Annotated in this window: 21 protein-coding genes; 11 read left to right on the plus strand and 10 right to left on the minus strand. The window is 75.0% G+C overall.

Annotated elements, in window-relative coordinates:
- The first annotated feature begins 141 nt into the window (after nt 1-141).
- Nucleotides 142-651, plus strand: coding sequence for a GNAT family N-acetyltransferase (locus KVS67_RS07955; protein WP_069941211.1), 510 nt, complete (start codon nt 142-144; stop codon nt 649-651).
- Here the strand turns inward: KVS67_RS07955 and KVS67_RS07960 are convergent.
- Both KVS67_RS07960 and KVS67_RS07965 read right to left on the minus strand, forming a co-directional pair.
- Entirely contained in the window at nt 641-1,330 is a 690-nt protein-coding gene (locus tag KVS67_RS07960; RefSeq protein WP_020624712.1) for a M23 family metallopeptidase, read from the minus strand. The two genes, KVS67_RS07955 and KVS67_RS07960, sit on opposite strands and share 11 nt — an antisense overlap.
- Nucleotides 1,331-1,342: 12 nt before the next feature.
- Nucleotides 1,343-2,599, minus strand: a complete 1,257-nt coding sequence (locus KVS67_RS07965; RefSeq protein WP_152743630.1) for an NAD(P)/FAD-dependent oxidoreductase — start codon at nt 2,597-2,599, stop codon at nt 1,343-1,345.
- 74 nt (nt 2,600-2,673) lie between these two features.
- Between KVS67_RS07965 and KVS67_RS07970 the strand changes: the two genes are divergently transcribed.
- The gene (locus KVS67_RS07970) at nt 2,674-3,441 is read left to right on the plus strand and encodes a sulfite exporter TauE/SafE family protein (RefSeq protein ID WP_060774821.1); all 768 of its coding nucleotides are present in this window, start codon (nt 2,674-2,676) and stop codon (nt 3,439-3,441) included.
- Nucleotides 3,442-3,462: 21 nt separating this feature from the next.
- Here KVS67_RS07970 and KVS67_RS07975 read toward each other — a convergent pair whose 3' ends face one another.
- Nucleotides 3,463-4,071, minus strand: a complete 609-nt coding sequence (locus KVS67_RS07975; protein ID WP_020624715.1) for a TetR/AcrR family transcriptional regulator — start codon at nt 4,069-4,071, stop codon at nt 3,463-3,465.
- Between the two features lie 72 nt (nt 4,072-4,143).
- Between KVS67_RS07975 and KVS67_RS07980 the strand changes: the two genes are divergently transcribed.
- The 3 genes from KVS67_RS07980 to KVS67_RS07990 are packed head-to-tail and all read left to right on the plus strand — an operon-like array spanning nt 4,144 to nt 7,955.
- Complete coding sequence (locus tag KVS67_RS07980) at nt 4,144-4,929, plus strand: ABC transporter ATP-binding protein (protein ID WP_069941208.1); 786 nt, start codon at nt 4,144-4,146, stop codon at nt 4,927-4,929.
- Complete coding sequence (locus tag KVS67_RS07985; protein ID WP_152743632.1) at nt 4,929-7,388, plus strand: YhgE/Pip family protein; 2,460 nt, start codon at nt 4,929-4,931, stop codon at nt 7,386-7,388. Before KVS67_RS07980 ends, KVS67_RS07985 begins: the two co-directional genes overlap by 1 nt.
- A 6-nt stretch (nt 7,389-7,394) precedes the next feature.
- Nucleotides 7,395-7,955 (plus strand): GNAT family N-acetyltransferase, encoded by a 561-nt coding sequence (locus KVS67_RS07990; RefSeq protein WP_217565223.1) that lies wholly within the window; start codon nt 7,395-7,397, stop codon nt 7,953-7,955.
- Between the two features lie 12 nt (nt 7,956-7,967).
- Here the strand turns inward: KVS67_RS07990 and KVS67_RS07995 are convergent, their stop codons facing one another.
- Entirely contained in the window at nt 7,968-8,498 is a 531-nt protein-coding gene (locus KVS67_RS07995; RefSeq protein WP_134377322.1) for an SgcJ/EcaC family oxidoreductase, read from the minus strand.
- Nucleotides 8,499-8,527: 29 nt separating this feature from the next.
- Entirely contained in the window at nt 8,528-8,668 is a 141-nt protein-coding gene (locus KVS67_RS08000; protein WP_002855432.1) for a hypothetical protein, read from the minus strand.
- Nucleotides 8,669-8,976: 308 nt separating this feature from the next.
- Between KVS67_RS08000 and KVS67_RS08005 the strand changes: the two genes are divergently transcribed.
- Genes KVS67_RS08005 through KVS67_RS08015 form a run of 3 tightly spaced genes read left to right on the plus strand, consistent with a single transcriptional unit; the run spans nt 8,977 to nt 11,143 of the window.
- Nucleotides 8,977-10,230, plus strand: a complete 1,254-nt coding sequence (locus tag KVS67_RS08005; RefSeq protein WP_217565224.1) for a polysaccharide deacetylase family protein — start codon at nt 8,977-8,979, stop codon at nt 10,228-10,230.
- A gap of 10 nt (nt 10,231-10,240) precedes the next feature.
- Nucleotides 10,241-10,795, plus strand: a complete 555-nt coding sequence (locus KVS67_RS08010) for a TIGR03086 family metal-binding protein (RefSeq protein ID WP_036339014.1) — start codon at nt 10,241-10,243, stop codon at nt 10,793-10,795.
- A 39-nt stretch (nt 10,796-10,834) separates the two neighbouring features.
- Nucleotides 10,835-11,143 (plus strand): hypothetical protein, encoded by a 309-nt coding sequence (locus tag KVS67_RS08015; RefSeq protein WP_036314546.1) that lies wholly within the window; start codon nt 10,835-10,837, stop codon nt 11,141-11,143.
- Nucleotides 11,144-11,160: 17 nt separating this feature from the next.
- Here the strand turns inward: KVS67_RS08015 and KVS67_RS08020 are convergent, their stop codons facing one another.
- From KVS67_RS08020 to KVS67_RS08035, 4 genes are all read right to left on the minus strand, one after another.
- The gene (locus KVS67_RS08020; RefSeq protein ID WP_020624722.1) at nt 11,161-11,958 is read right to left on the minus strand and encodes a TVP38/TMEM64 family protein; all 798 of its coding nucleotides are present in this window, start codon (nt 11,956-11,958) and stop codon (nt 11,161-11,163) included.
- A gap of 162 nt (nt 11,959-12,120) precedes the next feature.
- Complete coding sequence (locus KVS67_RS08025) at nt 12,121-12,978, minus strand: GTP pyrophosphokinase family protein (protein ID WP_217565225.1); 858 nt, start codon at nt 12,976-12,978, stop codon at nt 12,121-12,123.
- Between the two features lie 65 nt (nt 12,979-13,043).
- Nucleotides 13,044-13,499, minus strand: a complete 456-nt coding sequence (locus KVS67_RS08030) for a thioesterase family protein (protein ID WP_144824506.1) — start codon at nt 13,497-13,499, stop codon at nt 13,044-13,046.
- Nucleotides 13,496-14,965, minus strand: coding sequence for an FAD-binding oxidoreductase (locus KVS67_RS08035; protein WP_235281273.1), 1,470 nt, complete (start codon nt 14,963-14,965; stop codon nt 13,496-13,498). Before KVS67_RS08035 ends, KVS67_RS08030 begins: the two co-directional genes overlap by 4 nt.
- An 80-nt stretch (nt 14,966-15,045) precedes the next feature.
- Between KVS67_RS08035 and KVS67_RS08040 the strand changes: the two genes are divergently transcribed.
- The 3 genes from KVS67_RS08040 (at nt 15,046) to KVS67_RS08050 (ending at nt 17,981) form a co-directional block, all read left to right on the plus strand.
- A complete protein-coding gene (locus KVS67_RS08040; protein WP_044659325.1) occupies nt 15,046-15,708 on the plus strand; it encodes a GNAT family N-acetyltransferase in 663 nt (220 codons plus the stop codon).
- A gap of 1 nt (nt 15,709) precedes the next feature.
- Entirely contained in the window at nt 15,710-17,080 is a 1,371-nt protein-coding gene (glsA, locus tag KVS67_RS08045) for a glutaminase A (protein ID WP_044659324.1), read from the plus strand.
- Nucleotides 17,081-17,201: 121 nt separating this feature from the next.
- On the plus strand, nt 17,202-17,981 hold the full coding sequence (locus KVS67_RS08050; RefSeq protein ID WP_115165660.1) for a Pr6Pr family membrane protein: 780 nt from the start codon (nt 17,202-17,204) through the stop codon (nt 17,979-17,981).
- Nucleotides 17,982-18,011: 30 nt separating this feature from the next.
- On the opposite strand, the gene KVS67_RS08055 is transcribed toward KVS67_RS08050, so the two are convergent.
- Complete coding sequence (locus tag KVS67_RS08055) at nt 18,012-18,677, minus strand: SDR family oxidoreductase (protein ID WP_217565226.1); 666 nt, start codon at nt 18,675-18,677, stop codon at nt 18,012-18,014.
- Nucleotides 18,678-18,746 lie beyond the last annotated feature (69 nt).

The following is an 18,746-nucleotide window of genomic DNA, read 5'->3' on the forward strand; positions in this document are numbered from 1 at the left end:
ACTTCCATCCTGCGGGAGAGGCCCACTCGTCTCATCTCAGCCCGGTACCCATGTCAAGAACCTCATGACCCACAACAGCTAGCGGCGGGCGGATGCGCCCCGCCTCTTGTCTGCGCGGGGCCGGGCTGGTCGACTGTGCCCATGCCGCATTCCCTCTCCCTGCGCCCGCTGCGGGTGGACGACTCCGAGGCCATGGTCGCGGTCCTCGCCGACCCGGACCTGTACACGTACACCGGCGGGACGCCGCCGGGCGAGGAGGAGCTGCGGCAGCGGTACGCCATCTTCACGCGCGGTCGCTCCGAGGACGGCGCGGAGGACTGGGCCAACTGGATCGTGGTGCTGGAGCCGGAGGGCCGGCCGGTCGGCTACGTCCAGGCCACCATCCCCGTGGACGGGGGACCCACGCAGATCGCCTGGCTGATCGGCACGCCGTGGCAGGGCCGCGGGCTGGCGAAGGAGGCCGCCGGCCTCCTCAAGGGCGAGCTGCGGGACCGGGGGGTGCGGCGCCTCGTGGCGGATGTCCACCCCGAGCACACGGCCTCCCAGCGGGTCGCCCAGGCGATCGGCCTGGCGCCGACGGACGAGGTCGTGGACGGGGAGGTCCGCTGGGCCGGGTCCGTGGACGACGGCGGCGGCCCGGTCACCGGCTGAGGCCGCGGCGCCGCTCCGGGTAGGAGCCGCCGAGCTCCACGCCCCGCTCGGCCAGGTAGGCCTCCGGGTCCACCGGCTCGCCGTCCACGCGCAGCTCCAGGTGCAGGTGCACGCCGGTGGCGGCGCCGGTCTGCCCGACGCCGGCCAGGTGGTCCCCGGCGGAGACGCGCTGGCCCGCGTCCACCACGGTGGAGTCCGGGGCGGCGTGCAGGTAGCGCCACACGTGGCCGTCCCCGGCGTCCACGGCGAGCAGGTTGCCGCCCGCGTCCCCGCCGGCCTCCACGAATAGGACTCGGCCGTCGGACACCGAGTGGAAGGGCGTGCCCTCCGGCACCCCGCCGAGGTCCACGCCGTCGTGGCGGGTCAGGGCCTCCTCGGACACCCCCGAGGGCACCACGCCCTCGCCGAACGGGTTGGGGCGGGGCCCGAAGCGGGAGGTCACGCGGCCCTGCACGGGCTCGGCGTACCCCTGCGTGTTCACCGTGGGCGGGGCGGGGGTGAAGCCGCCGTTCCAGCGCCGCCGCTCGGCGCCCGCGCCGGCGTCGTCCCGGCCGGCCGGACCGAACGCGAGGACCAGCGCCAGGACGGTCGCGATCAGGGCCAGCGCCCCCACTGCGGCCAGCACGCCCCCGGCCACACCGCTGCCCGGGGAGCCGGCGCCGGGGGTCGGGGTGGTCATCCCCTCAGTCTGTCATGCAGGGTCGGGACGGCCCCGGCCTTCGCCCACGGCATCCCGGCCCGCCACCAGCTCCCGCCCGCGCTCGTAGTCCTCGTCCGCGTTGTAGGTCAGCACGCCCACCACGCGGTCCTGCGCGTCCGTGTACCAGAGAGTGAACCCGCCGGTGCGCTCCACCATGCGGGCCTGCTCGTGGCCGTCGCCCCACGCGGCGTGCTTGAGCGTGTGCTCGCCGATGGTGCTCCAGAACCCGGGCACGGCCTCCCACCGCCGCAGGGACTCCGGGTCCGCCGTCGCCGCGTGGGCCAGCACGGAGGCCTGGCCGGCGCCGCCCGGCACGCCGACCTCGGTGCGGGCCGCGTTGTGCCCGGCGACCTCGCCCATGCCGAGGGCGTCGCCCCAGTGCTCCACGGGGATCGGCCGGCCGGCCACGGCGTGGTGGGCGCGGGCCACGTCCCCGGCCACCCACACGCCCGGCGCCGCCGCCAGGTGCTCGTCCGCCACGATCCGCCCCTCGTGCATGGTCAGCTCGGAGTCCTCGAGCCACCCGCCCCCCGGCTCGACCCCCACCGCGGCGAGGATCAGGTCCGGGGCGAGCGTGGCGCCGTCGTCGAGGTGGACGGTGCGCGGGGCGCGCACCTGCCCCACCCGCACGCCGGTGCGCAGCTCGACGCCGGCGCCGATCAGCCACTGCGCGATCCGATCGCCCGCCTCGCGGCCGAGCCGCTTCTGCTGCGGCACCTCGTCCGGGGTGACCAGCGTGGTGGCCACCCCGCGCAGGGCCAGGGAGGCCGCCGCCTCGCAGCCGATGAACCCGGACCCCACCACGACGGCGGAGCGCGCGTGCCCGGCCGACGTCACCAGGCGGCGGGCGTCGGCGAAGGAGCGCAGCAGGTGCACCTCGGCGTCGGCCTCGACGTCCGGCAGGGGGACCGGACGGGCGCCCAGGGCCAGGATGAGCCGCTCGAAGCGGATCGGCTCCTCGGCGGCCCACAGCGTCCGCGCCCCCAGGTCCGCGTGGGTGACGGTCACGCCCCGGCGCAGCTCGACGGCGTCCGGCAGCTCGTCCAGCACCGTCGGCTCCGGTTCGGCGGTGCCGCGGAGCAGCTCCTTGGACAGCGGCGGGCGCTCGTAGGGGTGGTCCACGTCCGAGGTGAGCATGAGGACGGGGCCGGGTCCCCCGGCGTCGACGTAGGCGCGGGCGGCGCTGACGCCGGCGGGGCCGCTGCCCACGATCACGAGCGGGTACGGGGTGGAGCTGTGCTGGGCCATGCGGCCAGCATGCGCACCCGTCACGGGCGGGCGCCAGGGCCGACGGTCATCCCCGGCTCCGGCATACTGCCCGCATGGACCCCTCCCTGGTGTGGCTGCCGGCCGTCGTCGCGCTGGCCGCGATCACCGTGGGCGGCACGCTCCAGCGGGTGAGCGGAATGGGCGTCGGCATGATCGCCGCACCCACGCTGTCCCTGCTCCTGGGCCCGGTGGCGGGGGTGACGCTGTCCAACGTGGCCGCCTCGGTGTCCGCGGTGCTGCTGTTCGCGGTGCTCCACAGGCACGTGGACTGGCCGCGCTTCGTCCGCCTCGCACCCCTGCTCGTGGCCGGCTCGTTCGCGGGGGCGTGGGCCGTGCGGGTCCTGGACGCCCACGCCCTCGAGATCCTCCTGGGGTCCTCCGTGCTGGTGGCCGTGGCCGCCGTCCTGGGCCTGCAGCAGCGCTTCACCGCCCAGGGGAACGGGGCCGTGTTCGCCTCCGGCGCCGTGGCCGGGTTCATGAACACCACCGCGGGCATCGCCGGGCCGGCGCTCGCGGTCTACGCGGTGGCGAGCCGGTGGGACCAGCGCTCGTGGGCGGCCACCCTCCAGCCCGTGTTCCTGCTGGCCAATCTCACCTCGCTGGTCACGAAGTCGTTGTTCGGAGCGGCCGTGCCCGCGGGGCTGCACGTGCCGTGGCCGGTGTGGGTCGCCGTGGTGGCGGGCGGTCCGCTGGGTGTGCTGCTCGGTTCGGTGGTGGCCCGCCGGGTGGACCCCGCGAAGGCGCGCGTCCTCGCGATCTGCCTGGCCGGCGTCGGGGGCACGGTGGCGCTGGTGCGCGGTGTGGCCGGCGCCCTGGGCTGAGGCGGGGCCGGCGCGCGGGCGTCAGGGCAGGAGGGAGCGCACGGCCGCGGCCAGCGTGTCCCGCACGTCGTCCACCGTCAGGTCCTCCGGGGCCAGGTGCCGCTCGACCGACAGCGTGTGCACGAGCATCAGGAGCATGGCCGCGGTGTGCGTGACCTGCTCGTCCGGGACGTCGGCCAGCACGCGGTGCTCGCGCAGCAGGCCGGCCAGGAAGTCCCGCCGCCGGACGGTCAGCGTCCGGTAGGCTCTCCCCACGGCGGGCTCGCGCAGGCCCACGGCCTGGAACTCGTGGAGGAGCAGGGGCCAGGAGCCCGTGGTCTCGAGCACGACGTCGGCCAGGGCCTCCGCCACGCGGGCCACCAGGTCCTCGCGCGGCAGGTCGGGGTCGTCCAGGGCGTCGGCGACGCCGTCCATGGCTCGGGTGGTCGCCCGCTCGAACTGGACGGTGCAGGCGGCGGCGAAGAGGTCCGGCTTCCCCGCGAAGCCGGAATAGACGGCGCCCTTCGTGTAGCCGGCCTCCGCCGCGATGCGGGCGAGGGAGGAGCGCGCGTAGCCCTCCCGTCCGAACACCCGGGCCGCGTGGTCGAGGATGGCCGCGCGGACATCCTCGCGGCGGGGTCGGGTGGCCATGTTGCCCTCTCGATGCCGATGGTATTGAATACCGATGGTATTGAATCCGCCTCGACTCGGCAAAGAGGGCCTATGTCTTCCACTCCCACCGACGCCGATCACCATGGCCCCGGGCCCGCCCCCGTCCCGGCGCACCTCGACGACCTCCCGCCCGCCACCCTCGTGGCGCGCGGTCTGACCCTGCGCGGCGGTCGCGGGCCGGTGTTCGGCCCCCTCGACCTCGTGCTGCCCCCGCAGACCCACCTGGCCGTGCTCGGAACCCAGGGCTCGGGCCGCTCGGCCCTGCTGCTCGCCCTCACGGGGCGCCTGCAGGGCGTGCGGGGCGAGCTCGTGCTCACCGGCGGCCCCGTGGACGTCGCCCTGGACGGGCCGGAGCGGCCCGCCGCCCGCGCGTACCGGCCCCCGATCGACGCCGCGCGCCACCCGCACGCCCTCCGCGCCCGCACCGCCGTCGCCCACACCACCGACGTGGTGGAGCTCGAGCCGGCGCTGACCGCGGCCGAGGTCGTGGACGAGCGCTGCCTCGCCGACGGCGTGCGCCGCCGCGCCGGCCGCGCGCGCTTCGCCCTCCTCGCGGACGCGGTGAGGCTGAGCGTGGCGCCGGAGGCCGTCGTCGGGGAGCTGCCTGCACCCGAGCGCGCGCTGCTGGCCGCCGTCGTCGCCTGCCTGCGCCCGGCCCGCCTCGTCACCTTCGACGACGTGGACGCCACCCTGACCATCGATGAGCTGGTCGCGCTCCACGCGGCCCTGGACGTCCTCAAGGACCACGGCCACCCGTTCGCGGTGAGCGCCGTGGCCTCCGCGCCCGTGCCGCGCGACGCCGTCGTCCTCACCCTGCCCCCCGTCCGGGAGAACTGATGCTGTTCCGCTACGAGCTGCGACGCTTCCGCCGTGGCCTGCCCCTGCTCGCCCTGCTGTTCATCTTCCTCGTCCCCGCCATCTACGGCGCCCTGTACCTGTCCGCGAACTGGGACCCCTACGGGGCCATGGACCGGCTGCCGGTGGCGATCGTCAACGAGGACGAGCCCGTCCAGCGCGGCGACACCACGCTGCGCACCGGCGCGGACATGACCGAACGCCTCAAGGACGACCGCGCCTTCGACTGGCGCGAGACCACGCGGGAGGAGGCCGAGGAGGGACTGCGGGAGGGCCGGTACTACCTCGTCCTGGAGATCCCCGCCGAGCTCAGTCGTGACCTCGTCAGCCCCGAGGGCGGCGGGACACCGCGGCAGGCGCAGATCACCCTGCGCCGAGACGACGCCAACGGCTTCGTGATCGGCTCCGTCACGAACGCGAGCCAGGCCAAGGTCGAGGCCGCCGTGAACCGGTCCGCGATCGAGGCGTACTTCGAGTCCGTCTTCTCCAGCCTCGGCGAGCTGCGGTCGGGCATGGTGGACGCCGCCGACGGTGCCGCGCAGCTGGCCGACGGCACGGCCTCCGCGGTGGACGGCGCGAGCCGGCTGGAGGACGGGATCGTCCAGGCCCACGACGGCTCGGGCAAGCTGGCCGAGGGCGCGGGCCAGCTCGCCACGGGTGCCGGTGACCTCGCGGACGGCGCCGCCCAGGCCGACGACGGCGCCCAGCGACTCGCCGAGGGCGCCGCGTCCGCGCAGGACGGGGCCGGGCGCCTGGCCGACGGGCTCGACCAGGCGCGCGGGGGCTCCCAGGCCCTCGCCGACGGTGCCGGGCAGCTCGCCGAGAACGCCCCCGCCCTGCGTCAGGGCGCCACGGACCTCTCCGACGGGCTGGCCCAGCTGCAGACCGGATCGGCCGAGCTCACCGACGGCGCCACGCAGGTGGCCGACGGCACCCAGCAGCTCTACGACACGGTGATCCCCGGCCTGGACCAGGTGATCGAGCGGCAGGACGCGGTGGCCGCCGACGTCGCCGCGGTGGACGAGGACGTCCAGCGGGTCGCCGAGGTGGCCGGCACGGCCGAGGACGGCGCGGGCGCCCGCATCGCCGATGCGCAGGCCGCCCTGGCCGAGCTCGCCGAAGAGGACCCGACGCTCGCCGAGTCCGAGCAGTACGCCGCGCTCCAGGAGGCGCTCACCGGCGCGGACGAGCGGGTGACCGCCGTCGCCGGCCGCGCCGAGGAGGCCGCCGCGACCTCCGCGGCCGCCAACGAGCGCGTCCAGGGCTTCGTCGAGGACGACGTCGCCGCCTCCGCCAAGGCGGATCTGACGGACCTCAACGACGGCGCCCACGCCGTGGCCGCGGGCGCCGAGAAGCTGCAGGGCGGGATCGGTGAGGCGAAGGACGGGGCCGACTCCCTCGCCGACGGCGCCGGGAGGTTCGCGGACGGCCTCGAGCAGCTGGGCTCCGGCGCGACCGAGCTCGACGGCGGCCTGGCCCAGCTCCAGGACGGCGCCGGGGAGCTGCAGTCCGGCCTCGGCGAGCTGACGGACGGGGCGACCACCCTCGCCGAGGGCAACGCCGCGCTCCACGACGGGGCGCTGACCCTGCAGGACGGTGCGGGCCAGCTGGAGTCCGGCGCCACCGAGCTCGACGACGGCCTGGCCCAGCTCCAGGACGGCGCCGGGGAGCTGCACACCGGCCTCGGCACCCTCGACGACGGCGCCCACGAGCTCGCCTCCGGGCTCTCCGACGGCGTCGACCGCGTCCCCGCCCTGACCGAGGACGAGCGGGACGAGGCCGCCCTGGTGATGTCCCGGCCGGTGGAGGCCGTGATGCAGGTGGACAACTCCGCGGAGGTCTACGGCCGCGGCATGGCGCCGATGTTCTTCTCCATCGCGCTGTGGGTGTTCGGCATCGCCGCGTTCAACATCATGCGGCCCATCAGCGGGCGGCTGCTGGCCGGGCGCCGCAACCCGGTGGCGATCGCGCTGGCCGCGTGGCTGCCCGTGGGCATCGTGGCCGTGGGCGGCGGTCTGCTCATGCTGGCCGCCACGCTGCCGCTGGGCCTGGCCCCCGTCCACCCGGTGCGGGCCGTGGCCCTGACGGTGCTCGTGGCCGTGGTGTTCTCCCTCATCGCGCACCTGGTGCAGACGGCGCTCGGCACCCCCGGTTCGGCGCTGCTGCTGGTCCTGCTGATCCTGCAGCTGGCCTCCACCGGCGGCACCTACCCGGCCGAGGTGCTGCCCGGCTTCTTCCAGGCGCTGCACCCGTTCATGCCGATGAGCTACTCCATCGAGGCGTTCCGCAACGCGATCTCCGGCGGTCTGGACCAGCGCTTCTGGGTGCCGGTGGTCGTGCTGATGGGCATCGGGGCGGCGGCGCTCGCCCTGGACGTGCTCGTGGTGCGGCGCCGGCGTCGGTTCCGCATGAAGGACCTGCACCCCGCGCTGCAGGCCTGAGCGGGGATGACTTCCGCACCCCGCGCCGCCGTCGTCCGTCCGGCCCGCCCCGAGGACGCGCCCGCGATCGCCGCGATCGCCGCGGCCACCTTCCCGGACGCCTCCCAGGCCTCGCTGCCGCGTGCCGCGGTGGACGCGCACATCGCGCTGCACCTGAGCGAGGCGGCCGTGGCCGCGTGGATCGCGGACCCGGAGCGGATCGTGCTCGTGGGCGCCGCGGCCGACGCCCCGGAGACCCTGCTCGGCTACGCCATGTACGAGACCGCCGCGACCCCCGAGGCACCCGTCACGGAGCGGCTCGGCGACGTGCCGGCCGGCCACCTCTCGAAGCTGTACGTGCTCGCCGAGGGGCGCGGCACCGGGCTGGCCGAGGCCCTCGTGCACGACGGCGTCGAGCGGCTGAGGCGGCTGGGGTTCCGGCACGTGTGGCTCGGCACGAACGCGCAGAACACACGGGCCAACCGGTTCTACGAGCGCCTTGGCTTCGCGACGATCGGGGCGCGGCAGTTCGTGGTCGGCGGGGAGCGCGTCGAGGACGACTGGGTGCGGCTGCTGACGGTGGAGTGAGCCCGCCGCCGCTCAGCAGGCCTCCGGGCCGTCGGGGTCGTCGTCGGGATCGATCCACGCCGACGGGTGGTAGTGCACCGCGGCCAGCCCGTCGTCGTCGGCCAGGTGGGTCTGCGCCTCGGGCACGGAGTCCGTGTTCTGCCCGGCTACCGCCTCCCACGCCCCGGCCTCGGTGCGGCGCACCACGAGCAGCAGGACGCCGGTGCGCTCGCCGGCCTCGTCGCCGTCGGGCGCGGTCTGCCCCGTCATGGTCCACGGCGCATGCACCACCGCCACGTCCCCGAGCTCGCGCACGCGCACCTGACCGAGCACGAGCCGGGAGGCCGGGAACATCCAGCGGAAGCCGAGCGCGTGGTTCACCCGGATCTGCCGCCGCCGCGTCCACCACACGCCCACCACGTTCACGAAGTCCGCGTCCTCGGCGAACAGGTCGGCGAGCGCGTCGGCGTCGGCGGCGTTCCAGGCGGCCGCGAAGGCCTCGGCCACCGCGGCGGGGCCGGCCGGCCGGGCCGCGACGTCGGCGGTGGGGTCCGCGGGGGACATGACTGCTCCTGGATCGGGGAAGGGCGGGTTCAGCGGGCGGGCCCGTAGGCCAGCATCAGCACGACGGCGGCGAACAGCACCGCCATCACGGCCAGGACCGTGAGCACGGCGCGCAGGGCCGCACGCGTGCGCGGGTCGGCCGGGGGTGGTGCATCCGGACGTCGGGTCACGCTCGCCAGTGTGGCACGCGGCACGGCGCGAGGGGCGCATGTGTCGGCGCGCGTCGAAGGCTCCTCCCAGCCGGGGCACAGTCGACGCTGACGCTGCGGAGGTGGTTGCCGAACACGAAGCGGTCGAACACGGTCCGCGCCGAGCTCGGCTCGTCCGCGTGACCACTCTGTGCCGTCTACGGCGGATCGAGCCCCGCCGCCGGCCGGCCTCCCATGCCCGGCCGGCTCCCACCACCGCCCCGCCCGGCAGGGGTGGTCTCGGGCCGGGCGTCCTTGGGATGATGGGTGCCCCCGGAGAAAGGTGCCCGATGCCCCCGCCCGTGCCGCAGCCGACCCGCCGACAGATGCTCCTGGCCGGTTCCGCCCTGCTCGGATCGGGACTGCTGACCGCCTGCGGGCAGGACGGGGAGGACGCGCCGTCGTCGTCGTCCGAGCCCGCCTCGTCCGCGCCCACCTCCGCCGCCCCCGCTGGACCGCCGCCCGCCGGCGACCCGGTGGCCTGGCCGGACGTGGCCCGGGTTCCGCACCTGTTCTTCCACTCCCTCGTGGTGGACCCGGCCCGCGCCTTCGATGGCGACGACAAGGCCGGCGGCTACCTGGACTTCATGGTCACGGTGGACGAGTTCGACGCCGTCATCCGGCAGGTCTACGAGCGCGGCTACGTGCTGGTCTCCCCGCACGAGCTGTACGAGGTGGGCGAGGACGACGTCGTCCGCCCGAAGACCCTCATGGTCCCCGAGGGTCGCACCCCGCTGATCCTCTCCCTGGACGACTGCTCGTACTACCTCTACATGGACGGCGACGGCTTCGCGGACCGCCTGATCGTGGCCGAGGACGGCCGCGTCCGCAACGAGTACACGGACGCCGAGGGCACCACGCACATCGGGGCGTTCGACGTCGTCCCGCGCCTGGACGACTTCCTCGCCGAGCACCCGGACTTCAGCCTCAACGGCGCCCGCGGCGTGCTCGCCATGACCGGCTACGACGGCGTGTTCGGCTACCGCACCTCGGCCCGCGAGTTCGGGGACAGCCCCACGTTCGACGCCGACGTCGCGGCCGCCACCGAGGTCGCCGACGCGCTCAAGGACAGCGGCTGGGAGTTTGCCTCCCACACGTGGGGCCACCGGACGGTGCCGAAGCTGACCATGGAGGAGCTCGAGTTCGACATGGGGCACTGGCACGAGGAGGTCGAGCCGATCCTCGGCCCCACGGACATGCTCATCTACCCGTTCGGCGCGGACGTCACCGGCCCCGGCACGTACACGGAGGACAACGAGCGGTACCGCTACTTCCGCGAGCTCGGCTACCGCTCCTTCTTCCTCGTGGACGGCACCTCCAAGGCGTGGGGCCAGCTCGAGCCCGGCTACTACCGCGGCTCGCGCATCAACGTGGACGGCATCAGCCTCGCCGCGGCCGTCTCGGGCGAGCGGCCCGTGCTGGAGGAGTTCTTCGACCCCCGGTCCGTCCTGGACCCGGCCCGCCCCGAGTCCATCCGCGGCCCGAAGAAGCCGAGCCCGGCGCCGTCGTCGCCCGCCGCGGCCCCGAGAACCCCGCGACCCTGAGGAGAGCACCATGTCCATCCCCGCCACCGAGGTCGAGGCCCGCTGGAACGCGGCCGCCGAGCCGTTCACCGCCGTCGTCCGGGAGGTGCGGGACTGGGACGCCGCCACCCCGTGTGAGGGCTGGGACGCGCTGGACCTGCTGGACCACGTGATCGCCGGCCAGCGCGACTTCGCCGCCCGCCAGGGCCGGGAGGTGCCCCTCTTCGACGGGTCCCGCCAGCAGCTGGCCACCCAGTGGGCCAAGCACGCCGCCGCCATGTCCGCCCTCGCCGGTGACGAGGAGTTCATCATGCGGCCCATGAAGACCGCGCTCGGGGAGATGCCCGTGGGCGAGGCGTTGATCCGCTTCCACGCGTTCGACGTGATCGTGCACCGTTGGGACCTGGCCCGCTCGCAGGGCGTGGACGCGCGGTTCACGGACGCGGAGATCGACTGCGTGGAGGAGTCGCTGGAACTGTTCGGCGACGCCGCCTACACGCCCGGCATCCTGGGCGAGCCCGTCCCCGTGGCCGACGACGCCGACCGGCAGACCCGCCTGCTCGGTCGCCTGGGCCGTCGGGGCTGAGACCAGGGCAGGACCCGTCCCCGCACCCCAGGAGGCACCGTGAGCGAGTCCACCGGTTTCAGCGCCGCGGAGCAGGCCGCGATCGCCGAGCGCGCGCAGGAGCTGCGCGCCCAGCGCGGCGGCAGGAAGAAGGCCGACGCCCTGCAGGACCTGCTGGTGAAGATCGAGGAGATGCCCGAGCAGGACCGCGCCATGGCGGTGGGGGTGCACCGGATCGTCACGGAGGCGGCCCCGGAGCTCGAACCCCGCACCTGGTACGGCATGCCCGCCTACGCGCGCGGCACGGACGTGCTCGTGTTCCTGCAGGTCAGCAGCAAGTTCGGCGTGCGGTACACAACCCTCGGCTGACGTCCGGCGCAGAGTGGTCACGACACGCCGCGTCGCGCACGCGGAGACGGCGTGTCCTGACCACTCCGCGGGCTTTCCGGCCCCTCCGAGCCCGCCGGCCCCTCCGCGGCCCGGGCTGCCCGTCGCCAGCGCCGCACCGCCCACAGGGTCAGACCGCCCACGGCGAGCCAGCCCACCCCGAGCAGCACGCCGTTCACGACGCCCGGGCGCACCGCGAACGCCCCCATCGCCACGAGGGAGAGCTGCCCGGGGATCACGCCGACCGCGGTGGAGCCGGCGAAGATCCCCAGCGGCACGGCGAGCGCGCCCGCCCCGTAGTTCACGGGCCAGTACGGCAGCCCCGGGGCGACGCGCAGGGCCAGCAGGGCGAGGAACCCGGTGTCCTCGAGCCGCCGCTCCACGGTCTCGGCGTGGCGGCCGAGCCCGCGCAGGACCACCTCGCGCCCGACCGCGCGCGCGATGCCGTACGCCCCGAGCGAGCCCAGCAGGGCTCCGACGACGGACAGCACCGTCCCCTCGATCGCGCCGAAGAGCACACCGGCGGTGACCGCCATGATCGTCACGGGGATGGGGGTGAGCGCCACGGCCGCGTACAGCACGGTGAACGCCAGCCAGCTCCACCAGCCGAAGCCGTCCAGCTGGGCGCGCAGCTCGTCCACGCCGGGCAGGCGCACGGTGAGTGCCAGCCACACGAACGCCGCCACCACGAGGACGAGGGCGGCGGTGCGCAGGATCGACACCCCGCGGTGCCCTGTGCGGGCGGGCAGGGTGGAGGCGGCGCCGGAGTCGCGCGGCGGCACGGCGGTGGAGGGCATCGGCTCAGGCTACCGGCAGCCGCTCCCTCCGCATGTCCTCCCTGGCCTGCGGTCACGCCCTGCTCTGCTTTGCTGGATCACACGCGTGTGACTCATCCACACCTGTGGACAACTCTGTGGAGAACCCTGTGCACGCGGCCCGCCGGGTGTGGACGGAGGGGCTCAGACGGTGGACGCGCCGGGCGCGTCGTCACCCGGCCGCGCCTCACCCGGACCCGCGCCATCCGGCCCCGCCGCCGGCTCGTCCTCGAAGGCGGGACCGCCGTCGTCCTCCCAGGCCGCGGCGGCGTCGTCGTCCCTGTCGGTCTCCTGCACCTGGTCATGCAGCCGCTCCATGCGGGTGTCCAGATCCGCGGCCACGCGGGCGGCGGCCACGAGCTCGGTCGCGATGTCCGGGGGCACGCCGCCGTCGAACTTGTAGTTGATCTTGTGCTCGAGCGTGGCCCAGAAGTCCATGGCGCTCGTGCGGAACTGCATCTCCACGGTCACCGGGATCGTGCCGGTGGACAGGTGGATCGGCACCTGCACGAGGCAGTGCAGACTGCGGTAGCCGGAGGGCTTGGGCCGGGAGATGTAGTCCTCCACCTCGAGCACCCGGATGTCCGGCTGCTGCGTGAACTGGCGGAACACGCGGTACACGTCCCGGGCGAAGCTGACGATCACGCGCGCCCCGGCGATGTCCGTGACGTTGGTGCGCAGCGCGTCCAGGTCCAGGGACAGCCCGCGGGCGGACGCCTTGCGCAGGATCGACTCCGGCGACTTCACCCGCGTGACGATGTGCTCGATGGGGTTGTAGTCGTGCAGGTGCGTGAACTCGTCCCGCAGCACCTCGAGCCGCGCCTCCACCTGGAGCAGGGCCGAGCGGTACTCGAGGTCGAAACGCTCCACGTCCTTGCGCAGGCGATCCAGCGCCTCGGACATCGCGGGGGAGAGCTGCGTCAACTCGGACACGGGGGTGCCGCGCAGCGCCTCGACGTCCGCCGAGGGCGTGGGCGCGTCCGGGGAAGGGTCCTGCTCCATGGCCTCAGAGCCTACGGCGGGATCCTGCGAGACGGCTGGCCGTCCACAGGCCCGACGGCGGCCCGTCAGTCCTCGGCGGGGATCAGCACGCGCTCGAAGGCGGCGCGCTCCTCGTCGGAGACGGCCACGGGCCGCCCGACCGCCGGGTCCACCTGCACGAACACGGCGTCGCACAGCACGCAGCGCCGCCCGTCCTGCCACAGCTCGTGGCGCAGCGTGAAGGACGTCCGGCCGATCCGCAGGATCCACACCCGCGCCGTCACCTCGGGCCCGGCGTAGACCACGGGCGCCTCGTACTGGACCTCCATGGACCGCACGACGCGCTGGACGTCCGGGGACGCCGTCGTCGTGGCCCACGCGGCCAGGGCGCGCACGCGCGCCTCCTCGGTGAGGGTGAGCAGGCGGGCGTTGTTGACGTGGCCGTAGCGGTCCTCGTCGGACCAGCGCAGCTGCAGCCCGACCTCGAACGGGGTCGGCGTGCCGGCGTCGGCGGGGGTCTTGGGGGTGGTCGGCTGAGTCACGGGGTGAACACCTTTCCTGGGTTGAGGATGCCGTGCGGGTCGAACACGGCCTTGATGCGCTGCTGGAGGTCGTGCTGGGCGTCGCCGAGCTCGTCCCGCAGGAACGCGCGCTTGAGCAGGCCCACGCCGTGCTCGCCGGTGAGCGTGCCGCCGAGTTCCAGGCCCGCGCGGAACAGCTCGCGGGCGGCCTCCCACACGTCCGCCGGGATCGACGCGGCGTCCTCGGCCGCGCCGCCCACCTGCGCCGCGGCGCCGAACAGCAGGATCGGGTGCAGGTTGCCGTCCCCGGCGTGGGCCGTGGTGGGGATGGCGACGCCGGTGCGTGCCTCGATCTCACGGATCCGCGCGAACATCTCGGCCATGCGGCTGCGCGGGACGGCCACGTCCTCCACGAGCGGGGTGCCGAGGCGCTCGAGCGCGGGGAACGCGGTGCGGCGCAGGGCCATGAGGGCCTCCCCCCCGGCGGGGTCCACGGTCACGGTGACGTCCCCGCCGTGGGCGCGCATGAGGGCGGCCATGGCCTCCCCGTCCGCCTCGGCGCCGGCACCGTCGGCCTGCACCAGCAGGAACGCGCCGGACTCGGGCAGGGCGGCCCCGCGTTCGGGCCCCGCGTGCGCGCGCACCGCGGCGAGCGTCGCCTCGTCCATCAGCTCCATCAGGGCGGGCACGTGACCGGCCCCGGTGATCGCCTCGGCCGCGGCGGCGCCCGCGACGACGTCCGGGAAGAACCCGCCGAGCGTCACCGGCACGCCGCGCACGGCCGGCCGCAGCGCCAGCGTCGCGCCCACGATCACGCCGAGCGTGCCCTCCGAGCCGATCATCAGCGCGACCAGGTCGTAGCCGGTCACCCCCTTGACGGTGCGGTGGCCCAGCCGCAGCAGGGTGCCGTCCGCGAGCACCACGTCCAGGCCCAGCACCGCCTCACGCGTGACGCCGTACTTGGCGCACAGCAGCCCGCCGGCGTTCATCGCGATGTTGCCGCCCACCGTGGAGATGTCCTTCGACGCGGGGTCCGGGGCCCACCACAGCCCGTGCTCGGCGAGCGCGGCGTTCAGCGCCCCGTTGAGGATCCCCGGCTCGACGACGGCCACGCGGTCCGCGGGGGAGACCTCCAGGATCCGGTCCATCGCGGTCATGTCCAGGACGATCTCGCCCGCCCCCGCGACGGCGCCGCCGGCCAGCCCCGTGCCCGCTCCGCGGGTGACCAGCGGGGTGCGGGTCCCGTGCGCGATCCCGCACGCGGCCTGCACGTCCTCCACCGTCCGCGCGCGGACCACGGCCAGCGGCGCGGCCGGGGAGCGATGCCCCGAGCGGTCCGCACGGGCGGCCTCGAGTGCGGCGGCGGAGACGTCCACGCGGCCGGGCAGCTCCGCCTGCAGGCGGGCGACGACGTCGGCGGGCGGGGCGTTCGCGGCAGGCGGGGCGGCGGGGGTCGGGTCGAGGGGTGCGGAGAGGTCCATGTCCACCAGTGTCGCCGATCACACGGGGTGGAACGTGCGTCGGCCGGTCCGATGACGCGTCCGGCCCCGTCCCTAGACTGGCGGCCATGACCTTCCCGGACCCCGCTGCGCCGCGCCCCCGCGTCCACGTGCTCACCCTGCGCCCGGGTGGAGCCCGCGAGGACACCGTCCACCGCGTGGGCGCCGTCCTCGCCGAGGCCTTCGCCACGGACCCGTACACGCTCGGGCTCGTGCCCGAGGACCGGCGCGAGGCCCGCCTCGAGCGCAAGTTCACCGCCGCCGTGCGCCACGGGCTGCGCGCGGGGGCCGACGGCGCCCCGCTCGGCGCCGTGGACGTCGCCGTGGACGCCGACGACGGCACGCTGCTCGGCGCCGCCGTGTGGACCTCCCCCGCCACACCCCGCGGGGTCGACGTGCCGGGCCTGGTGGCGGGGCTGCCCGCCGCCGTCGCCGTCCACGGCCGCCACACCCTCGCCCTGAAGCGCATCCAGGCCGCCTGCGAGCGGGCCCGCCCGGCGGGCCGGCACTGGTACCTCGAGGAGGTCGGCACCGTCCCGTCCGCCCGTGGACGCGGGGCGGCGAGCGCCCTGGTGCGCCACGGCCAGCGCCGCGCGGCGGGCCTGCCCGTACACCTGGAGGCGTCCGTGCCCGCAACCGTCCCGTTCTATGAGAGGCTCGGCTTCCGTGCCACCGGCCACGTGCCCGTGCCCGGGGGCGAGCCCCTGACCTGTCTGCGCTGGGAGGCCTGAGATGAGACACCCGATCCCCGACTACCTGGCGAACCTGATCACCGAGCTCGGCGCCGTGAACCCGGGCGAGACGGCCCAGTACATCCCCGTGCTCGCGGAGGCGGACCCGGACCGCTTCGGCATCGCGCTCGCCACCCCCACCGGGCGGCTGCACTGTGCGGGGGACGCGGACGTGGAGTTCACCATCCAGTCCGTGTCCAAGCCGTTCACGTACGCGGCCGCGCTCGTGGACCGGGGCTTCGCCGCCGTGGACCGGCAGGTGGGGCTGAACCCCTCGGGGGAGGCCTTCAACGAGCTCTCCCTCGAGGTGGAGTCGCACCGCCCGGACAACGCCATGATCAACGCCGGCGCGCTCGCGGTGCACCAGCTGCTGGTGGGGCCGGAGGCGAGCCGGAAGGAGCGGCTGGACCGGGCCGTGGAGATCATGTCCGTGCTCGCCGGGCGTCGGCTCTCGGTGGACCGGGAGACGTACGAGTCCGAGATGGCGGTCTCGGACCGCAACCTCTCCCTGGGACACATGCTCCGCAGCTACGGGGTGCTGCAGGACTCCGCCGAGGAGATCGTGGCCGGGTACGTAGCGCAGTGCGCCGTGCTCGTCACCGCCAAGGACCTCGCCGTGATGGGCGCGTGCCTGGCCACCGGGGGCATCCACCCGATGACGGGTGAGCGCGTGCTGCCGTCCATCGTGGCGCGGCGCGTCGTGTCCGTGATGACCTCCTCCGGCATGTACGACGCCGCCGGCCAGTGGCTCGCCGACGTCGGGATCCCGGCCAAGTCCGGCGTGGCGGGCGGCGTGCTCGGCGCGCTGCCGGGCCGCGTGGGGATCGGCGTGTTCTCCCCGCGCCTGGACGAGGTGGGCAACTCGGCGCGCGGCGTGCTGGCGTGCCGCCGCCTCTCCGAGGACTTCCGGCTGCACCTCATGGACGGCGACAGCCTGGGCGGCACCGCCGTGCGCTTCGTGGAGCGGGAGGGTGACCGCGTGTTCCTGCACCTGCAGGGCGTGATCCGGTTCGGCGGTGCGGAGGCGGTGCTGGACGCGCTCACGGACCTGCACACCGGTGCGGAGAAGCCCGGCACCGGGTGGGACGCCGCCGTCTACCCGCGGTGGCAGGAGGCCGCGGCGGACAGCGCGGCGCTCTCGGCCGCGACCGGCGGCGGGGCGGTGTACGAGGCCGCCGCCGTGGCCGCCCGAGACGAGGACGACGGGCCCATCCGCACCGTGGTGCTCAACCTCGCGCGGGTGGACCGGATCGAGGATGTCGGCCGGCGGCTGATCGCCGAGGGCGTGCGTCGGCTGCAGGCCGACGGCGTGCGCGTGGAGGTCGAGGACCCGGAGCGCATCCTGCCGCTGGAGGAGCCCGCCGTCCCCTGAGGCGGCGGCGCGGGCGGGAGGGGACGCGGCGGTGTTCTCCGTCTCGCTCCCTTTCGTTCATCTGCTGTTCATGTGAGAATGGGCGGTCTGATCCCTTGACCCCCGTTCGAGGACGACCCCCATGCCCCTTTCCACCCTCCGCGTCAGCCTGCCCTCCGTCCGCCGCACCCGTCCCGCCCCGCAGGGGGTCCGGGGGCGGATCGCGCACGCCGTCGTGTCCCGGCTGCGCCCGCGCCCCGTGCCGCCGGTGGACCGTCGGACCCGCCTGGCGTGGCAGGTCTCGGGGGCTCTGCCGCTGATCGGGTGCCTGACCTCGTTCCCCATCGGGATGTCCAAGGACTCCATGGTGATCCCGGGCGTCGGCTATCAGGGCGGTTTCCCCGCGGGCTGGTCGCACGCCCTCAACCAGCCGGCGTACTTCACGTGGCTGTCCAACGCGCTGGTCGCGGGCACGTCGCTGACGCTGGCCGCGCGTCGTGAGGCGCCCACGTCGGACGCGTTCTGGGCCGTGCGCACCGCCGGCCTCGGCTCGGTGATGGTCACGGGGATCGTCTACAACGCGGTGCTGCGCGGCCGCGAACAGGACACCTTCCTCTACCGGTTCAACGACACGCTGCAGCACATCGTCAACCCCGTGCTGGCCCCGGCGGTGTGGGCGCTGTTCGATCCGCGCGGGCAGATCACGCCGCGGCGCGCCGGGCTGGCCTCGGTCATCCCGCTGATGTGGGCCGCGGTGACCATGGCGCGCGGGCCCCGCATCGACTGGTATCCGTACCCGTTCCTCGACGTGCCGCGGCTCGGCCGTCGCAGCGTGGGCGTCGTGCTCGCCGGGATCCTGGCCGGCTTCACCGGGCTCATGGGCGTGCTCGGCACCGTGGACCGCCGCCTCGGCCTGGCCTGAGCAGGGGCCGTCCCCGGCGCTGGCGGCGCGTCAGTCGCCGCGGACGGCCTCGGCCACGGGCACGTCGCCGTCCACGAAGTCGATCTTCCGGCCCACCGTGCCCGGTTCGTTGAGCACGGCCACGATCGCTCGGGCGACGTTGCCGCGGCTGACCTCACCCTGCGAGGCGTCGGAGCCGGAGAGATCCGGGTCCACGGTGATGCGGCCGGACGGCTCCGCCTCGGTCAGGGTGCCGGGGCCGAGGATGGTCCAGGCCAGCCCGGAGTCCCGCAGTGCCTCGTCCGCCTCGGCCTTGGCCTGCGCGTACGTGTAGAAGGGGTCGTCCTCGGGCACGTCGTGGTGCAGGGACGCGCCGAGGTAGGACACCATCACGTAGCGCCGCACACCCGCGGCCTCGGCGGCGCGCATGCTGGCGACGGCGGCGTCGTGGTCCACGGCCCGGGTGCGCTGGGCGTCCCCGCCGCCGGCGCCCGCGGAGAACACGACGTTGTCCGCGTCGCGCAGCGCGTGGACCAGCTCCTCCTGGTCCGCCTTCTCGATGTCCAGGACGAGCGGTTCGGCGCCGGCGGCGCGGACGTCCTCGGCGTGGTCGGGGTTGCGGATGAGGGAGACGACGTCGTGGCCGGCCTCCGCCAGCAGGGGCGCAGCGAGCAGGGCCACCTTGCCGTGGCCGCCGATGATCACGGTGCGGGTCATGGGGATCTCTCCTTCGGTTCGATCGGGTGCTGGACTTCCACAGTAGGGAGAGCCCGCCGCCGGTACGAG

The sequence above is a fragment of the Micrococcus sp. GbtcB5 genome, from assembly GCF_019091605.1.
GTDB lineage: Bacteria > Actinomycetota > Actinomycetes > Actinomycetales > Micrococcaceae > Micrococcus > Micrococcus luteus.

Bases quoted from the DNA above. Each gene is read 5' to 3' on its own strand.
- KVS67_RS07965 (WP_152743630.1), bottom strand. From the start codon at position 2,599: ATGGCCCAGCACAGCTCCACCCCGTACCCGCTCGTGATCGTGGGCAGC.
- KVS67_RS08050 (WP_115165660.1), top strand. From the start codon at position 17,202: ATGCCCCTTTCCACCCTCCGCGTCAGCCTGCCCTCCGTCCGCCGCACC.
- KVS67_RS07970 (WP_060774821.1), top strand. From the start codon at position 2,674: ATGGACCCCTCCCTGGTGTGGCTGCCGGCCGTCGTCGCGCTGGCCGCG.
- KVS67_RS08010 (WP_036339014.1), top strand. From the start codon at position 10,241: ATGTCCATCCCCGCCACCGAGGTCGAGGCCCGCTGGAACGCGGCCGCC.
- KVS67_RS07960 (WP_020624712.1), bottom strand. From the start codon at position 1,330: ATGACCACCCCGACCCCCGGCGCCGGCTCCCCGGGCAGCGGTGTGGCC.
- KVS67_RS07990 (WP_217565223.1), top strand. From the start codon at position 7,395: ATGACTTCCGCACCCCGCGCCGCCGTCGTCCGTCCGGCCCGCCCCGAG.
- KVS67_RS08040 (WP_044659325.1), top strand. From the start codon at position 15,046: ATGACCTTCCCGGACCCCGCTGCGCCGCGCCCCCGCGTCCACGTGCTC.
- glsA (WP_044659324.1), top strand. From the start codon at position 15,710: ATGAGACACCCGATCCCCGACTACCTGGCGAACCTGATCACCGAGCTC.
- KVS67_RS08025 (WP_217565225.1), bottom strand. From the start codon at position 12,978: ATGGAGCAGGACCCTTCCCCGGACGCGCCCACGCCCTCGGCGGACGTC.
- KVS67_RS07955 (WP_069941211.1), top strand. From the start codon at position 142: ATGCCGCATTCCCTCTCCCTGCGCCCGCTGCGGGTGGACGACTCCGAG.
- KVS67_RS08020 (WP_020624722.1), bottom strand. From the start codon at position 11,958: ATGCCCTCCACCGCCGTGCCGCCGCGCGACTCCGGCGCCGCCTCCACC.
- KVS67_RS08005 (WP_217565224.1), top strand. From the start codon at position 8,977: ATGCCCCCGCCCGTGCCGCAGCCGACCCGCCGACAGATGCTCCTGGCC.
- KVS67_RS07975 (WP_020624715.1), bottom strand. From the start codon at position 4,071: ATGGCCACCCGACCCCGCCGCGAGGATGTCCGCGCGGCCATCCTCGAC.
- KVS67_RS07995 (WP_134377322.1), bottom strand. From the start codon at position 8,498: ATGTCCCCCGCGGACCCCACCGCCGACGTCGCGGCCCGGCCGGCCGGC.
- KVS67_RS07985 (WP_152743632.1), top strand. From the start codon at position 4,929: ATGCTGTTCCGCTACGAGCTGCGACGCTTCCGCCGTGGCCTGCCCCTG.
- KVS67_RS08055 (WP_217565226.1), bottom strand. From the start codon at position 18,677: ATGACCCGCACCGTGATCATCGGCGGCCACGGCAAGGTGGCCCTGCTC.
- KVS67_RS07980 (WP_069941208.1), top strand. From the start codon at position 4,144: ATGTCTTCCACTCCCACCGACGCCGATCACCATGGCCCCGGGCCCGCC.